The sequence below is a fragment of the Pseudomonas sp. FP1740 genome (genome assembly GCF_030687165.1).
Taxonomy (GTDB): domain Bacteria; phylum Pseudomonadota; class Gammaproteobacteria; order Pseudomonadales; family Pseudomonadaceae; genus Aquipseudomonas.
The window spans coordinates 2,663,891-2,679,061 of record NZ_CP117461.1 but is presented as its reverse complement, the minus strand read 5'-3'; the positions used below and the strand labels follow the sequence as shown (position 1 = coordinate 2,679,061).

At 61.4% G+C, this 15,171-nt stretch carries 13 protein-coding genes; 6 read left to right on the top strand and 7 right to left on the bottom strand.

Annotated features, from left to right (window positions below; translation table 11 throughout):
- The 4 genes from PSH69_RS12200 to PSH69_RS12185 all read left to right on the top strand — a co-directional run bounded on the left by PSH69_RS12200 (position 1) and on the right by PSH69_RS12185 (position 5,989).
- Complete coding sequence (locus tag PSH69_RS12200; protein ID WP_305412208.1) at positions 1-1,416, top strand: sigma-54-dependent Fis family transcriptional regulator; 1,416 nt, start codon at positions 1-3, stop codon at positions 1,414-1,416.
- Between the two features lie 250 nt (positions 1,417-1,666).
- Entirely contained in the window at positions 1,667-3,058 is a 1,392-nt protein-coding gene (locus PSH69_RS12195; RefSeq protein ID WP_305412206.1) for a GntP family permease, read from the top strand.
- 7 nt (positions 3,059-3,065) lie between these two features.
- Positions 3,066-3,839 carry a 3-hydroxybutyrate dehydrogenase gene (hbdH, locus tag PSH69_RS12190; RefSeq protein WP_018927665.1) on the top strand — a complete coding sequence of 258 codons (774 nt, stop codon included), beginning with the start codon at positions 3,066-3,068 and terminating at the stop codon, positions 3,837-3,839.
- Positions 3,840-4,033: 194 nt separating this feature from the next.
- Positions 4,034-5,989 carry an acetoacetate--CoA ligase gene (locus PSH69_RS12185; RefSeq protein WP_305412202.1) on the top strand — a complete coding sequence of 652 codons (1,956 nt, stop codon included), beginning with the start codon at positions 4,034-4,036 and terminating at the stop codon, positions 5,987-5,989.
- A gap of 56 nt (positions 5,990-6,045) precedes the next feature.
- Here PSH69_RS12185 and PSH69_RS12180 read toward each other — a convergent pair whose 3' ends face one another.
- Positions 6,046-7,155 carry a PilT/PilU family type 4a pilus ATPase gene (locus PSH69_RS12180; RefSeq protein ID WP_305412200.1) on the bottom strand — a complete coding sequence of 370 codons (1,110 nt, stop codon included), beginning with the start codon at positions 7,153-7,155 and terminating at the stop codon, positions 6,046-6,048.
- Between the two features lie 120 nt (positions 7,156-7,275).
- Here PSH69_RS12180 and PSH69_RS12175 point away from each other — a divergent pair, with 120 nt between their 5' ends.
- Positions 7,276-9,813 carry a PAS domain S-box protein gene (locus PSH69_RS12175; protein ID WP_305412199.1) on the top strand — a complete coding sequence of 846 codons (2,538 nt, stop codon included), beginning with the start codon at positions 7,276-7,278 and terminating at the stop codon, positions 9,811-9,813.
- Between the two features lie 66 nt (positions 9,814-9,879).
- Positions 9,880-10,155, top strand: a complete 276-nt coding sequence (locus PSH69_RS12170; RefSeq protein WP_007933743.1) for a peptidylprolyl isomerase — start codon at positions 9,880-9,882, stop codon at positions 10,153-10,155.
- A gap of 65 nt (positions 10,156-10,220) precedes the next feature.
- Here PSH69_RS12170 and PSH69_RS12165 read toward each other — a convergent pair whose 3' ends face one another.
- From PSH69_RS12165 to PSH69_RS12140, 6 genes are all read right to left on the bottom strand, one after another.
- Entirely contained in the window at positions 10,221-11,156 is a 936-nt protein-coding gene (locus PSH69_RS12165; RefSeq protein WP_305412198.1) for a sugar kinase, read from the bottom strand.
- Positions 11,157-11,169: 13 nt separating this feature from the next.
- The gene (locus tag PSH69_RS12160; protein WP_305412197.1) at positions 11,170-12,387 is read right to left on the bottom strand and encodes an amino acid deaminase; all 1,218 of its coding nucleotides are present in this window, start codon (positions 12,385-12,387) and stop codon (positions 11,170-11,172) included.
- Positions 12,388-12,424: 37 nt separating this feature from the next.
- Positions 12,425-13,189, bottom strand: a complete 765-nt coding sequence (locus PSH69_RS12155) for an IclR family transcriptional regulator (RefSeq protein WP_305412196.1) — start codon at positions 13,187-13,189, stop codon at positions 12,425-12,427.
- Between the two features lie 111 nt (positions 13,190-13,300).
- Positions 13,301-13,690 carry a RidA family protein gene (locus PSH69_RS12150; protein ID WP_018927658.1) on the bottom strand — a complete coding sequence of 130 codons (390 nt, stop codon included), beginning with the start codon at positions 13,688-13,690 and terminating at the stop codon, positions 13,301-13,303.
- 30 nt (positions 13,691-13,720) lie between these two features.
- Positions 13,721-14,512: an amino acid ABC transporter ATP-binding protein gene (locus PSH69_RS12145; RefSeq protein WP_305412194.1), complete on the bottom strand. Its 792-nt coding sequence runs from the start codon at positions 14,510-14,512 to the stop codon at positions 13,721-13,723.
- A complete protein-coding gene (locus PSH69_RS12140; RefSeq protein WP_018927656.1) occupies positions 14,509-15,171 on the bottom strand; it encodes an amino acid ABC transporter permease in 663 nt (220 codons plus the stop codon). The genes PSH69_RS12145 and PSH69_RS12140 overlap by 4 nt, the downstream gene beginning before the upstream one ends.

The following is a 15,171-nucleotide window of genomic DNA, read 5'->3' as shown; positions in this document are numbered from 1 at the left end:
ATGAACACCACCGAAAGCCTCAAGGACTACCAGCGCGTTCGCACCCTGGCGATCCGCTCGCTGTTCGAGATCATCGAGCAATCGAGCGAAGGCACGGTGATTGTCGACCGCGATGCGAACATTGTCTGGATGAACGAGCGCTATGCCCGGCGATTCGGCCTGGAGTCGGCCGCAGGTGCCATCGGCAGGGCCTGTGAAAGCGTGATCCCCGGCAGCCTGTTGCGCGAGGTGGTGCGCACCGGACGGCCGATCCTGCTGGACATGCAAGACACCCCCAAGGAACCGCTGGTGGTGATGCGCCTGCCAATTCACGACGATGCCGGCGCGGTGATCGGCGCCATCGGTTTTGCCCTGTTCGACGAATTGCGCAGCCTGTCGCCAATGCTCAAGCGCTACCTGAGCATGCAGGAAGAACTGGCGTCCACCCGCTCGCTGCTGCGGGCGCGACAGACCAAGTACAACTTCGCGCACTTCATCGGCACCAGCGCCGCCAGCCTCGAAGTCAAACGCCGCGCCCGACGCAGCGCCAGTGCAGAGTCGCCGGTGTTGTTGCTCGGTGAAACCGGCACCGGCAAGGAACTGCTGGCCCAGGCGATCCACGGCGCATCACCCCGGGCGCATAAAGCCTTCGTCAGCATCAACAGCGCAGCGATTCCCGAGTCGCTGCTGGAAGCCGAGTTCTTCGGCACCGCGCCCGGCGCGTTCACCGGCGCCGATCGCAAGGGCCGCGCCGGCAAGTTGCAAATCGCCCAGGGCGGCACGCTGTTTCTCGACGAAATCGGCGACATGCCGCTGCCGCTGCAAAGCAAGTTGCTACGGGTGTTGCAGGAGAAGGAATTCGAACCGGTGGGCTCCAACGAAGTGATTCAGAGTGATGTGCGAGTGATCGCCGCCACCTCCACCGATCTGGTGGCGGCAATCAAACGCGGCGAGTTTCGCGCCGATCTGTATTACCGCCTCAACGTGCTGCCGATCCAGGTCCCGCCCCTGCGTGATCGCCTCGACGATCTGCCGGCCCTCAGTGAAGCGATCCTTGAGGAGCTGCGCAGCCAGCACGAATTGAACCCCGAAGCCCTGGAATTGTTGGGGCAACACGCCTGGCCGGGGAACATTCGTGAACTGCGCAACGTGCTGGAACGGGCGGCGCTGCTCAGTGATGACTTGATGCTGAACGCGGCGGATATCCGCGCGGCGATTGGCAGCTTTACCCCGGTGGAGCGTGCGGCGCCTCTGCCCCTTGAGCCGATTACCCATGAAACCTTCAGTGAGGCTCGCGAACGGTTTGATCGGCAGTTGATTGAATCGACCCTCGCGCAATGCGGTGGGAAGGTGATCGAAGCGGCGGCGCGGTTGGGGCTGGGGCGGTCGACGTTGTACAAGAAGATGGCGGCGCTGGGAATTGCAGAGTCTCTGTAAAGAGACATCGATCTCCATTTAGAGATAGCTCCTCTTCGCCGGAAAGTTTCGCTCATACACGATCGTCTTGCCCGCGAAAGCGTCAGCACAATCGCCAAAAGTCTCAATACAGAGACAAAAATCAACAAAACTGGCTCACAAACGAATAATCCCCTTAAATTTCAATAACTTAGATATTTGGCACGAAACCCGCTATAGCCCTTCCACCAAGCTTCACCCTACAAAAATAACAATTCTGGAGAGACACACCATGAGTGTGATCATTGCCTTGGCAGCCCTCGCGCTGCTGATGGTGGCTGCTTACCGTGGCTACAGCGTTATCCTCTTTGCCCCGATCGCCGCCCTCGGCGCCGTCCTGTTCACCGACCCTTCCGCCGTTGCCCCCGTCTTCACCGGGGTGTTCATGGAAAAAATGGTCGGCTTCGTCAAACTGTATTTCCCGGTGTTCCTGCTCGGCGCGGTGTTCGGCAAGCTGATCGAGTTGTCGGGTTTCTCCCGCTCCATCGTCGCGGCGGCGATTCGCTTGCTCGGCACTCGCCAGGCGATGCTGGTGATCGTGCTGGTCTGCGCCCTGCTCACGTACGGCGGTGTGTCGCTGTTTGTGGTGGTGTTTGCGGTGTACCCGTTTGCCGCCGAGATGTTCCGCCAGAGCAGTATTCCCAAACGCCTGATCCCGGCGACCATCGCCCTCGGCGCGTTCTCGTTCACCATGGACGCCCTGCCTGGCACGCCGCAGATCCAGAACATCATCCCCAGCACCTTCTTCAACACTACTGCCTGGGCGGCGCCGTGGCTGGGTGTGATCGGCACGATTTTCGTGTTCTGTGCCGGCATGCTGTTTCTGCAGCGCCAGCGCAACAAGGCCCAGCGCACGGGTGAGGGTTACGGTTCAGAGCTGCGCAACGAGCCGGAAACCGCGCCGGACATCAAACTGCCCAACCCGTGGATCGCGCTGTCACCGCTGTTGATGGTGGGCCTGATGAACCTGCTGTTCACCCGCTGGATTCCACTGTGGTACGGCAAGACCCACAGCCTTTCGCTGCCGGGCATGGCCGCTCCCGTAACCACCGACATCGCCAAGCTGACGGCGATCTGGGCGGTCCAGGCAGCCTTGCTGGTGGGCATCGTCATGGTGCTGGTGTTCGGCTTTCAGGCTATTCGCGGCCGGTTGGCCGAAGGCAGTAAAAGTGCGGTCAGCGGCGCATTGCTGGCAGCGATGAATACTGCATCGGAATACGGTTTCGGGGCGGTGATCGCGTCGTTGCCAGGCTTCCTGGTGCTGGCCGACTGGCTCAAGAGCATTCCCAACCCGTTGGTCAACGAAGCGATCACCGTAACCTTGCTGGCCGGCATCACCGGCTCGGCGTCAGGCGGTATGAGCATCGCTTTGGCGGCGATGTCCGAGAGTTTCATCAGCGCTGCCCACGCCGCCAATATTCCGCTGGAAGTGCTGCACCGGGTCGCCGCGATGGCCAGTGGCGGCATGGACACTCTGCCGCACAACGGCGCGGTGATTACCTTGCTGGCGGTCACCGGGTTGACCCACCGCGAGGCCTACAAAGACATTTTCTGTATTACGCTGATCAAGACACTCGCTGTTTTTGTGGTGATCGGCACTTTCTACGCCACTGGCATTGTGTGAGGTATTCATGACGACTCTTTCGGGCAAGACCGCACTGGTCACCGGTTCCACCAGCGGCATCGGTCTGGGGATCGCCCTGAGCCTGGCCAAGGCTGGCGCCAACCTGATCCTCAACGGTTTCGGCGATGCGTCGACGGTGATCGCTGAGGTCGAACAATTCGGCGGCAAGGTCGGGCATCACCCGGCCGACGTCAGCGACCCGGCGCAGATCGCCGACATGATCGAGTACGCCGAGCGTGAGTTCGGCGGCGTGGATATCCTGGTCAACAACGCCGGCATCCAGCACGTGGCGGCGGTGGAAGATTTTCCGGTGGAGCGCTGGGACTCGATTATTGCGATCAATCTGTCGTCGGTGTTCCACAGCACCCGCTTGAGCCTGCCGGGCATGCGTACCAAGGGCTGGGGACGCATCATCAACATCGCTTCAGTGCACGGCCAGGTCGGTTCGGTGGGCAAAGCGGCGTATGTCGCGGCCAAGCATGGCGTGATCGGCCTGACCAAAGTGGTCGGCCTGGAAACTGCCACCACCAACGTTACCTGCAACGCCATTTGCCCAGGCTGGGTGCTGACGCCGCTGGTGCAGAAGCAGATTGATGATCGCGCCGCGACCGGGATCGATCCGCAGCAGGCGCAACACGACTTGCTGGCCGAGAAACAGCCCTCCCTGGAATTCGTGACGCCGCCGCAGCTGGGTGAGTTGGTGCTGTTTTTATGCAGCGAAGCCGGTAGCCAGGTGCGTGGCGCGGCGTGGAATATAGATGGTGGGTGGTTGGCGCAGTAGCCTGCCGCCCACCCCTGTGGCGAGGGAGTTCTGTGGCGAGGGGGCTTGCCCCCGTTCGGCTGCGAAGCAGTCGCCAGCGACTGACTGTGCATCGAAAGTGCGGCGTCTATCCGGGGGCCGCTTCGCGACCCAACGGGGGCAAGCCCCCTCGCCACAGTAGACTGTGTGTAGACATAAGAAAAAGAGGCCAAGCCATGTCCGACATCCTCTGGCAACCCGGCACCGAGCGCATCGGCAAGTCCCGCATGGAGGCCTTCCGGCGTTTCGTCAATCAGCGACACACCCTTGGGATCGCCGACTACCCTGCCCTGCACCAATGGAGCATCGACCAGCGGGAAGCCTTCTGGCAGGCCATCGTCGATTTCTTTGACATCCGTTTTCACGATCAGCCAGATGCGGTGCTGATCGAGGGCGCGCAAATGCCCAGCGCCCAGTGGTTCCCCGGCGCTACCTTGAACTTCGCCGAACACCTGCTGCGCCGTCGCGACGATGCCGTGGCAGTGGTCGCCATCGGTGAAAATGGCCAACGGGAACAACTGACCTGGGCCGAACTGGCAAGCCACGTCGCCGGTTTTCAAAATAGCCTGAAAGCCGCCGGTGTCGGCCTCGGCGACCGCGTGGCGGCGTGCATGCCGAACACCTGGCAAACCCTGGTGGCCATGCTCGCCACCACCAGCCTGGGCGCGATCTGGTCCTGTTCTTCACCAGATTTCGGCACCCACGGGGTGATCGATCGCTTCGGCCAGATCGAACCAAAAGTGCTGATCACCTGCGCCGGCTACCGCTACGCCGGCAAAGAGATCGACCAGACCACCAAGGTCAATGAAATCCTCGGACAGTTGCCGTCCTTGCAGCAATTGATTGTTGTGCCTTATGCGCGTCCTCAAGCGCGCATCGAGGATTTCCGCTGCCAGGCCAACGTGACGCTGTGGGACGATTTTTACGGCCCGGGCGGCGAGCCGCAATTCGTTCCCGTGCCTTTCGCCCATCCGCTGTACATCCTCTACTCCAGCGGCACCACCGGCGTACCGAAGTGCATTGTGCACGGCACCGGCGGCGTGCTGCTGCAACACGTCAAGGAACATGGCCTGCACACCGACCTCGGCGCCGGTGACCGTCTGTTCTACTACACCACCTGCGGCTGGATGATGTGGAATTGGCTGGTCTCGGCGCTGGCCGTCGGCAGCGCCGTGGTGCTGTACGACGGCTCGCCGTTTCATCCAGGGCCGGAGCGCTTGATCGACCTGATCGACGACGAACGCCTCAATGTCTTCGGCACCAGCCCGAAATTCCTCACAGCGCTGGAAAGCAATGGCTTGAAGCCGTGCGAAAGTCATGACCTGAGCAGCCTGAGAACCATCCTGTCCACCGGCTCGGCGCTGTCGCCGCAAAGCTTCGATTACGTCTACCGCGTATTCAAGTCCGACCTGTGCCTGTCTTCGATGTCCGGTGGTACTGATATCGTTTCGTGCTTTGTGATTGGCAACCCGGTCCTGCCGGTGCGCCGTGGTGAGATGCAATGCAAGAGCCTGGGCATGGCGGTCGAAGTGTGGAACGACGATGGCAAGCCTGTGATCGGTGAAAAAGGCGAACTGGTGTGCACCCGACATTTTCCGGCCATGCCCATCGGCTTGTGGAACGACCCGCAACAGGAAAAGCTGCGCGCCTCATATTTCAGCCTGTTCCCCGGTGTCTGGGCCCAGGGCGATTACGCCGAACAACTGCCCCATGGTGGCATGCTGATCCACGGCCGCTCCGACGCGGTGCTCAACCCCGGCGGCGTACGCATCGGCACGGCGGAAATCTACCGTCAGGTGGAGAAAGTCCCGCAGGTGCTGGACAGCGTCGCCATCGGTCAGCAATGGCAGGATGACGTGCGAGTGGTGCTGTTCGTGCGCTTGCGCGAAGGCGTCGAGCTGGACGAAGTGCTGCAACAACAGATCCGCCAGGTCATCCGCGCCAACACCACGCCACGGCATGTGCCGGCGAAGATTGTCGCGGTGACGGACATTCCGCGGACCATCAGCGGCAAGGTTGTCGAACTGGCGGTGCGCAACGTGGTGCATGGCCAGAAGGTGAAGAACACCGATGCACTGGCCAACCCCGAAGCCCTGGAGCAATTTCGAAACCGCCCCGAACTGAACGACTGACGCCGTCGATCTACTGTGGGAGCAAGCCCGCACATTTTTGATCAGCGTCGGCCCCTTCAGTCCATCAACCCCCATTCCCCCGGCGGTGAATGGGGACCGGGCGTGGCCTCGGCGTGCAATTTCAGGCGCAAGCGCAAGTTGTTCACCGAATCAGCATGTTTCAACGCCTCTGCCTCATCGATTGCGCCCTCGGCAAACAGCGCGAACAGCGCCCCGTCAAACGTCTGCATTCCCACCTCTGAAGACTTCTCCATGATCCCCTTGAGTTCGCCAAACTCATTGCGCCGGATCAGGTCGCCGATGGTTGGTGTGCCCAGCATCACCTCCACCGCCGCCCGGCGCTGCCCGTCGCGGGTACGCACCAGACGCTGGGACACAAACGCTTTGAGGTTGTTGCCCAGGTCGTTGAGCAACTGCCCCCGGCGCTCTTCGGGAAAGAAGTTAATCACGCGGTCCAGCGCCTGATTGGCGTTGTGCGCATGCAACGTGGAAATTACCAGATGACCGGTATCGGCAAACGCCAGCGCATGCTCCATAGTCTCGCGGTCACGGATTTCGCCGATCAACACCACGTCCGGCGCCTGGCGCAACGTGTTTTTCAGCGCGGCGTGGAAACTGCGGGTATCGACGCCGACCTCGCGCTGATTGACGATCGACTTTTTGTGCCGATGGATAAACTCGACGGGGTCTTCGATGGTGATGATATGGCCGCTACTATGGCGGTTGCGGTAGTCGACCAATGCCGCCAGCGAGGTCGACTTGCCGGAGCCGGTCGACCCGACGAACAGTATCAACCCCTGTTTGAGCATCACCGTTTCGAGCAGCACCGGCGGCAGCTTGAGGTCTTCGAAGCGTGGAATGTCGAGTTTGATGTTGCGCGCCACGATGGACACATCATTGCGCTGCTTGAAGATATTGAGCCGGAAACGCCCGACCCCGGCCAGGGAAAGCGCCAGGTTCATTTCCAGGTCCCGATCGAACTCCAGGCGTTGTTCGGCGTCCATGATGGACGCGGCAATGGCCGCCACTTCTCCCGGCTTGAACGGTTGATCGGTCAGGGCTTTGAGCACACCGTCAAATTTCGCGCTGGGTGGCGCGCCCGTGGACAGGTAAAGATCGGAGCCATGGCGGCTGGCCAGAATCTGCAGCAGTGCATCGATTTCCATGGCAAAAAGCACCCACGAAGCATTCAATGAAAAAAAATGACCCCATGCGGGTCATCCAGCGTCTACCGCCTTGCAAGGATAGTAGACGCCGCCACACTGACTCATGCGCAGGACATGTAGATGAACGCACCACCGACCGCCAGCGATGCCCAGGCCTTGATTGCCCGACTGGACTGGACAAACAACCCGCTGGGCGCCGCCGAAAACTGGCCGCAGAGCCTGCGCACCGCGGTGGACATCGTGATCCACTCGCCAATGCCGATGCTATTGCTGTGGGGCCCGCAGCTCACCCAGATCTACAACGACGGCTTCGCCTTCCTCGCCGGCAGCAAACACCCTCACGCTTTCGGACAACCGACGCACCAGATCTGGCCGGAACTCAAAGACTTTACCGACCCGATTTACAGCGCCGTCCTACAGGGTCAGGTGCGGACCTACAGCGAACAGCGCTTCACCTTGCAACGCGACGGTCGGGATTCTGACTTCTGGCTGGATTTGACCTACAGCCCCATTCGCAATGAAAGCGCCGAGGTTGCCGGGATTCTGGTCACGGCCATCGAAACCAACGAACGCCGCCGCATCGCCCTCGAACTGGAACAACGCTCCGCCGCCAGCCTCAAGGCCCAGCAAGACACCGAGCAGCGCCTGCAACTGGCACTGGCCGCCACCGATGCCGTCGGCACCTGGGACTGGGACATTGGCGAAGACCGTTTCATCGCCGATGCGCACTTCGCGCAATTGCATGGCGTCGATCCGGCCATGGCCAACCAGTTGCCGATCAGCGAATACCTCCACGGCGTGCACCCCGAAGACCGCGCCATGATCGCCCGCAGCATCAAGCACTGCATCACCCATGGCAGCGAGTACGCCGAGGAATATCGCTTGCTGCAAGCCGACGGCCAGTTGCGCTGGGTGTTTGCCCGGGGTCGTTGCTACAAGGACCACCATGGCCGGCCGATCCGTTTTCTCGGCGCCGCGCTGGACCTGACCGAACGCAAACACATCGAACAGGCCTTGCGCCAAAGCCAGACCGAGCTGCAATTGATCATCAACGCGATGCCGATCCTGATCAGTTATGTGGACCGCGAAGAGCGCTTTCGCCTGAACAACGCCGCCTATCTGGAATGGTATGGCCTGACGCCCCAGGAGCTTTACGGCCGCACCATTCGTGAAGTGCTCGGCGATGAAGCCTATGCCCTGCGCGCCGAATACATCGCCGAGGCGCTGAAAGGCAAGACCTGTTGTTTCAGCATCAGCGCCGACCACCGCGATGGCAGCACCCGCCAGGCCCTGATGAACTACCTGCCACGCCACGGCGCAGACGGCGCGGTGAATGGTTTCTACATCTTCGTGATCGACGAGACCGAGCGCAAACAGACTGAAGAGGCGCTGCGCAACCTCAACGAAACCCTGGAAGAACGCGTGAGCGCTCGCACCCAACAACTGGCCGAAGCCAACCAGCGGCTGCAGAACGAGATGTTCGAGCGTGAGCGCGCCGAAGACGCCTTGCGGCATGCACAGAAAATGGAAGCGGTCGGCCAGCTCACCGGCGGCATCGCCCATGACTTCAACAACATGCTCACCGGGATCATCGGCAGCCTCGATTTGATGCAGCGCTACATCGCCGATGGGCGCGCGGCCGAGATCGGTCGCTTCACCGAAGCGGCGGTGTCCTCGGCCCATCGCGCCGCCGCCCTGACCCATCGGTTGCTGGCATTCTCAAGGCGTCAGTCACTGGATCGCAGGCCACTGGACGCCAACCAGCTGGTGCATTCCCTGGAAGACTTGCTCAGCCGGACCAAGGGCGATCACATCGAGCTCAAACTAAAGCTGGCCGATGAGGTCTGGCCGGTCAGTACCGATGTCAGCCAACTGGAAAACGCCTTGCTCAACCTCGTGATCAATGCCCGGGATGCGATGCCCGATGGCGGCGAGTTGTTGATCGAAACCGCCAATGTTCACCTCGACGGCAGCGACGTCACTCCGCTGGAGCCAGTCAGGGCCGGGGATTACCTGATGATTGCCGTCAGCGACAACGGTGCCGGCATGACCCCATCAGTACTGGCCAAGGCCTTCGATCCGTTCTTCACCACCAAACCCATCGGCCAGGGCACCGGCCTTGGGTTGTCGATGATCTATGGTTTCGCCCAGCAGTCGGGCGGGCACGTCAGCCTGCACAGCCGGCCTGGCCAGGGCACCAGCGTTCGCCTGTATTTGCCACGGTTGCACGTCGCCCTGCCGGAACACGCTCAGCTGCCGGTCACCGGCGAAGCACCGCCAGCGGTTGCCGGTGAAACCGTGGTGTTGGTGGAAGACGATCCGGCGGTGCGCATGCTGGTGCTCGACCTGCTCAAAGAGTTGGGTTATCACGCCCATGAAGCCGAAGATGCGCAGAGCGCCCTGCCCTTGCTGGAGTCCGACCTGCGGGTCGATCTGCTGGTAACCGATGTCGGGCTGCCGGGCATGAATGGTCGGCAATTGGCGGAAATCGCTCGTCAGCACCGCCCGGAGCTCAAAGTACTGTTCATTACCGGTTATGCCGAGAAAGCCGCCGAACGCCAGGGCTTCCTGGAGGAAGGCATGGACATGGTAGCCAAACCCTTTTCCATGGACCTGTTGGCCAACAAGATTCGCACGATGATCGGCCAAGCCGGCTGAGTTAAGGCATAATCGCGCGCCCCACGCTGGCACCAACATAGCCACCACCGTTGCAAGGTACTGCCCATGAAAGCCCAAGCCCGCCATATTCTGGTGAAAACCTCGGAAGAAGCCGAGCAGCTCAAACAACGCATCGCCAAGGGCGAAGCCTTCGATGTGCTGGCCAAGAAATACTCCACCTGCCCGTCCGGTAAACGCGGCGGCGACCTTGGCGAAGTACGGCCCGGGCAGATGGTCGGGGCGATCGATGCGGTGATCTTCAAAAAACCGCTGCGGGTGGTGCATGGGCCGATCAAGAGCAAGTTCGGGTATCACCTGGTGCAGGTGTTTTACCGGGACTGATCGGCTGGCTCGATGTACAGGGTGAGGCTTGCCAAAAAAATCACAGCATCCCCAAAGATTGCATCTCAATCTTTGGGGATCAGTGCCCCCGGAATCTGAATCACCCGACTCGCCAAGCGATGCCCCGCTTCAGCAGCCTCGACCGGGCTCCCACCCTTGAGGCGGCAAGCCAGATACGCCGCGCTGAACGAATCCCCCGCCGCCGTGGTGTCCACCACCCGTTCGACCACCTGCGCCGGCACTTCGAACGACTCGCCGTCACAGCGAATCAGACACGCCTCGGCACCGCGCTTGAGCACCACTTCGGGCGTGCCCATCTGCTCGTAAGCAGCAAACACCGCCGCGTAATCAGAAAAGTGGAACAACGCCTGCTCGTCATCAACCGTCAGCAACGCCAGGTCGACATAAGGCAGCACACGGCGATAAGCCGCCCGCGCGTCCTCGACCGAGGCCCACAGACGTGGTCGATAATTATTGTCGAACACGATCCGCGCATCCCGCTGTCGGGCTTCGATCAGGGTGTCCAGCAGTTTCTCCCGGCCCTGCTCACCGAGCACCGCCAGGGTGATGCCGCTGAAATACAGCACGTCGTAATCCGGCAGTGCTGCCAGGATCGGCGCGGCCGCCGGGGTGGTAAAGCAATCGCGCACGGCCGCTTCATTGCGCCAGTAGAGAAAACGCCGCTCGCCGGCCGCATCGGTCTGGATGCAATACAGACCGGGCAAGCGACCGGGCAACCGCTGAACCATATCTAGCCCGATATGTTCGCTGGCCCAACTCTGGCACATCGCATCGCTGAAACTGTCGTCACCCAGGGCAGTGACGTAATCCACCGTGCCGCCATCGCCCAGTTCACGGGCCAGATAGACTGCGGTGTTCAGGGTATCGCCGCCGAAGCTTTGTTGCAGAGAGCCGTCGGCGCGCTGCTGCAGTTCGATCATGCACTCGCCGATCAGGGCGATGCGCGGGATGTTGGGGCCCAGGGGGCTGATGTTGTTCATGTTGTGGGGGCTCTTAGAAACAGGTTTCCATGGTTTCGATGACATTCAGCTGCTCATCCACCAGACACCCGATACGCCACTTGTCGAACGTCAAACACGGGTGCGAAGTCCCGAACGAAATGATATCGCCCACCCGCAACTCAACCCCCGGCGCCACGGTCATGAACGCGTGCTGGTCCATCACCGCCGTCACCTTGCAGGCACTCACATCATCGCCGGTCGCCGGCACCACGCCGGCCTTGTAACGCAGCAACGGCACCGGCAAACCGGCGTCGTAGGCCACGTCGCGCTTGCCCAGGGCGATCACTGCAAAACCCGGTTCGGGCAACGACTGCACATGCGCCCAGACTTCCAGCGCCGGGCGCAAACCTTCGTGCAGGTCGCTGCGACGGTCAAGCACGCAGCATTGTGCTTCTTTGTAGATGCCATGGTCGTGGGCCACGTAACTGCCGGGGCGCAGCACGCTGAGGAAACGCCCGCCGGCATTCTGCGCTTCGAACGACTCGGCGATCAGGTCATACCAGGCCGACCCCGACGCAGTGATGATCGGCTTGTCAATCGCGAACGCGCCGCTGTCCTGCAGTTGCACCGCCAAACGCACCAGGGAGGCGGCGAACTCGCGGATGCCGCTCACCGCATGATCACCGTGAATCACCCCTTCGTAGCCCTCGATGCCGGTCAGCGCCAACGCCGGTTGAGCGTTGATAGCCTTGGCCAGTGCCAGCACTTCGGCTTCGGTGCGGCAACCGCAACGACCGCCGACCACGCCGTACTCGATCATCACGTTCAGGCGCACGCCGCGCGAAGCGAAATACGCGCCGAGGTCGGCGACGTTATCCGGGTGATCGACCATGCAATAGAACTCGAAGGTCGGGTCTGCCAGCAGATCGGCGATCAGCGCCATGTTCGGCTTGCCAACCAGTTGATTGGCCATCAGCACCCGCCGCACACCATGGGCGTAAGCCGCGCGGGTTTGCGTGGCACTGGCCAGGGTGATGCCCCAGGCACCGGCGTCCAGTTGCCGACGAAACAGCGCCGGGGTCATGCTGGTTTTACCGTGGGGCGCCAGTTCCGCGCCGCTGTGGCTGACGAAGTCCTGCATCCAGCGAATGTTGTGTTCCAGCGCGTCGCGGTGCAGCACCAGGGCCGGCAGACTGACGTCCCGCACCAGGTTGGCGCCGGTCTGGGCGGCGCCCTTTTCCACGGCGGCGGTATTGATGGCAGTAGACATGGTCGATCTCCTCACACACGGCCGCAGGCAGCCGCTGTTATTCGTTGATACGCCGGGCGAGGCTGTTGGCGCTGTCGATCAGCACCCGGCGATAGTCGTTGTAATTGTTCTTCGCATCGGCCCGTGGGGCGACGATGCACAGGGTTGCGATGGCGACGCCGTTCGGGTCTTTGACCGGCGCCGCGAAGCAATGGGTAAAGGTGTCGGCGACGCTGTCGAAGGAAAAGAATCCGTCAATGGCGGCCTGGCGGATCTCCCGGAGAAACTGCTCCAGCGGCAGGCGTTCGCCGTCGGGCAGGATGAAGTCGTCGGGGTCGATCAAATCGACGATCTGCTGATCGCTCAGATGCGCCAGCAGCAGGCGCCCGGAAGCGGTCCAGGGGATCGGCGCGTTTTCGCCGATGTCCGAGGAAATGCGGAAATGCCGCTCACCCTCTTTCATCAATGCCACGGTGTATTTGCGCCCGTTGAGCAGGCACATCTGCGCGGTTTCGCGGGTCTGGCTGACGATTTCCTGCAAGGCCTGATCGGCCTCGCGGGACAGGTCGAAATGACGCAAATGCGCCTGTCCGAGGAAGTACAGCTGACGACCGAGGTAAACGTGACCTTCCTTGCCCACGGATTCGAGGATGCGCCGCTCCAATAAGGACGCAACCAGTTCGTAGACCGTGGATTTCGGGCTGCCGATGCCGCTGGCGATTTCGTTCGGGCGCAGGGGCTGGCCGATTTCCTTGAGGAAATCGAGGATGTCGAACGCCCGGTCCAGACCGCGAGCCCGGCGCTTGATGGTGTCTTCGGTCATTTCAGTGGTCCCATTCAAAGTGCCGGGAGTTTACCCAGAGTGCGGTGGCGACCGTTAGGCCGCCTTAATGATCGTTCCCACGCTCCGCGTGGGAACGATCGGTGCCAGAACTCAGGCCTTCTTCTTGTACGCGATGCAATCAATCTCGACCTTGCAATCGACCATCATGTTCGCCTGCACGCAGGCCCGGGCCGGGGCGTGTTCGCTTTTGAAGTACTCGGAAAACACCTTGTTGAAACTCCAGAAATCCCGCGGGTCTTCCAGCCACACGCCCGTGCGCACCACGTCTTCGAGCCCGTAACCGGCCTCTTCCAGAATCGCGATCAGGTTTTTCATGGTCTGGTGAGTCTGCTCGACAATCCCACCCACGATGATTTCACCATCCACCGCCGGCACTTGGCCGGACACGTGCAGCCAGCCATCGGCTTCGACGGCGCGGGCAAAAGGACGGGGCTGGCCGCCACCGGCGGTGCTGCCGGTGCCGTAACGAGTAATGCTCATGGATGTTTCTCCTGATTAAAAAATGAAGGCTTAAAAGCGGGTGCTCTTGAGAAATTCCGCCAGTCGCGGCGACTGCGGGCGCTCGAACAGTTCCTTGGGCGGCCCCTGCTCTTCGATCCGCCCCTGATTCATGAACACGATCTTGTCCGAGACCTCAAAGGCAAAGCGCATTTCGTGGGTCACCAGCAACATGGTCATGCCATCCTCGGCCAGGCCCTTGATCACGTTCAGCACTTCGCCCACCAGTTCCGGATCGAGGGCCGAGGTGACTTCGTCGAACAGCATCAGGCTGGGGTTCATGGCAATCGCCCGGGCGATCGCCACGCGCTGTTGCTGGCCGCCGGACAACTGACCGGGGTAATGATCGCGGCGCTCCAGCAGGCCGACCCGCTCCAGCCATTTTTCCGCCAGCGCTACCGCCTCGTCCTTGTGCAACTTTTTCACCTTGAGCAAACCGAGGGTGACGTTCTGCAACGCAGTGAGGTGCGGGAACAGATTGAATTGCTGGAAGGCCATGCCGGTCATGGCGCGATGGCGGGCGATGACTTTTTCCGGGTGGCGCACGCGCTTGCCGTTGACCTCGTCATAGCCGATGGATTCACCGTCGAGCAGAATCTGCCCGCCCTGGAACTCTTCGAGCATGTTCACGCAGCGCAGCAGCGTGGTCTTGCCCGAGCCGCTGGAGCCGATCAACGTGACCACATTGCCGCGCTGCATGGTCAGGTCGACACCCTTGAGCACTTCGAGCGGGCCGTATTGTTTGTGCAGGCCGCGAATCTCCAGCAGCGCCTGGTTCTGGGTCGAAACTTGAGCTTGTGTCATGGCAAGGCCACCCGCTTTTCAATGTGCCGGCCGAGTAATTCGATGGCGTAGTTGATGACGAAAAACAGCAATCCGGCGAACAGGTAAAACTCCAGGGTCATGAAGGTCCGGGCGATGATCTGTTGAGTGCTGAGCAGCAGCTCGGCGACGCCGATCACCGACAACAAGGTCGACGCCTTGACGATCTCGGTGGACGAGTTGACCCAGGTCGGCAAGATCTGCCGCAACGCCTGGGGCAACAACACATAACCCAGCGCCTGGTAAAACGTCAGGCCGATGGCCTTGCTCGCTTCCATCTGGCCACTGGGCAGCGCTTGCAACGCACCGCGCACGATCTCGGCGACATGGGAACCGCAAAACAGCGTCAGGCCCAAAGTGCCAGCCCCGAAAGCGCTGATCTGCCAGCCCAGTGCCGGCGCCATGTAGAAGCAGGCCAGTACCAATACAAACACCGGCGTGCCGCGAATGATGTCGACGTAAAACCGGAACGGCGCGCGCATCCAGAACGTGCCGTAGGTGAGTACCAGGCCGGCGACGATGCCGACCAGCGTACCCAGCAAAATCGCCAGGCCCGAGCACTGCACACTGGTCAGGAAGCCCTGCCACAGGACATCCCGGGCCACCCATAACTCATGCAACCAGCTGGGGGATTCGTACAT

Bases quoted from the DNA above. Each gene is read 5' to 3' on its own strand.
- PSH69_RS12145 (WP_305412194.1), bottom strand. From the start codon at position 14,512: ATGACACAAGCTCAAGTTTCGACCCAGAACCAGGCGCTGCTGGAGATT.
- PSH69_RS12200 (WP_305412208.1), top strand. From the start codon at position 1: ATGAACACCACCGAAAGCCTCAAGGACTACCAGCGCGTTCGCACCCTG.
- PSH69_RS12180 (WP_305412200.1), bottom strand. From the start codon at position 7,155: ATGGAAATCGATGCACTGCTGCAGATTCTGGCCAGCCGCCATGGCTCC.
- PSH69_RS12160 (WP_305412197.1), bottom strand. From the start codon at position 12,387: ATGTCTACTGCCATCAATACCGCCGCCGTGGAAAAGGGCGCCGCCCAG.
- PSH69_RS12170 (WP_007933743.1), top strand. From the start codon at position 9,880: ATGAAAGCCCAAGCCCGCCATATTCTGGTGAAAACCTCGGAAGAAGCC.
- PSH69_RS12155 (WP_305412196.1), bottom strand. From the start codon at position 13,189: ATGACCGAAGACACCATCAAGCGCCGGGCTCGCGGTCTGGACCGGGCG.
- PSH69_RS12165 (WP_305412198.1), bottom strand. From the start codon at position 11,156: ATGAACAACATCAGCCCCCTGGGCCCCAACATCCCGCGCATCGCCCTG.
- hbdH (WP_018927665.1), top strand. From the start codon at position 3,066: ATGACGACTCTTTCGGGCAAGACCGCACTGGTCACCGGTTCCACCAGC.
- PSH69_RS12140 (WP_018927656.1), bottom strand. From the start codon at position 15,171: ATGTACGAATCCCCCAGCTGGTTGCATGAGTTATGGGTGGCCCGGGAT.
- PSH69_RS12175 (WP_305412199.1), top strand. From the start codon at position 7,276: ATGAACGCACCACCGACCGCCAGCGATGCCCAGGCCTTGATTGCCCGA.
- PSH69_RS12185 (WP_305412202.1), top strand. From the start codon at position 4,034: ATGTCCGACATCCTCTGGCAACCCGGCACCGAGCGCATCGGCAAGTCC.
- PSH69_RS12150 (WP_018927658.1), bottom strand. From the start codon at position 13,690: ATGAGCATTACTCGTTACGGCACCGGCAGCACCGCCGGTGGCGGCCAG.
- PSH69_RS12195 (WP_305412206.1), top strand. From the start codon at position 1,667: ATGAGTGTGATCATTGCCTTGGCAGCCCTCGCGCTGCTGATGGTGGCT.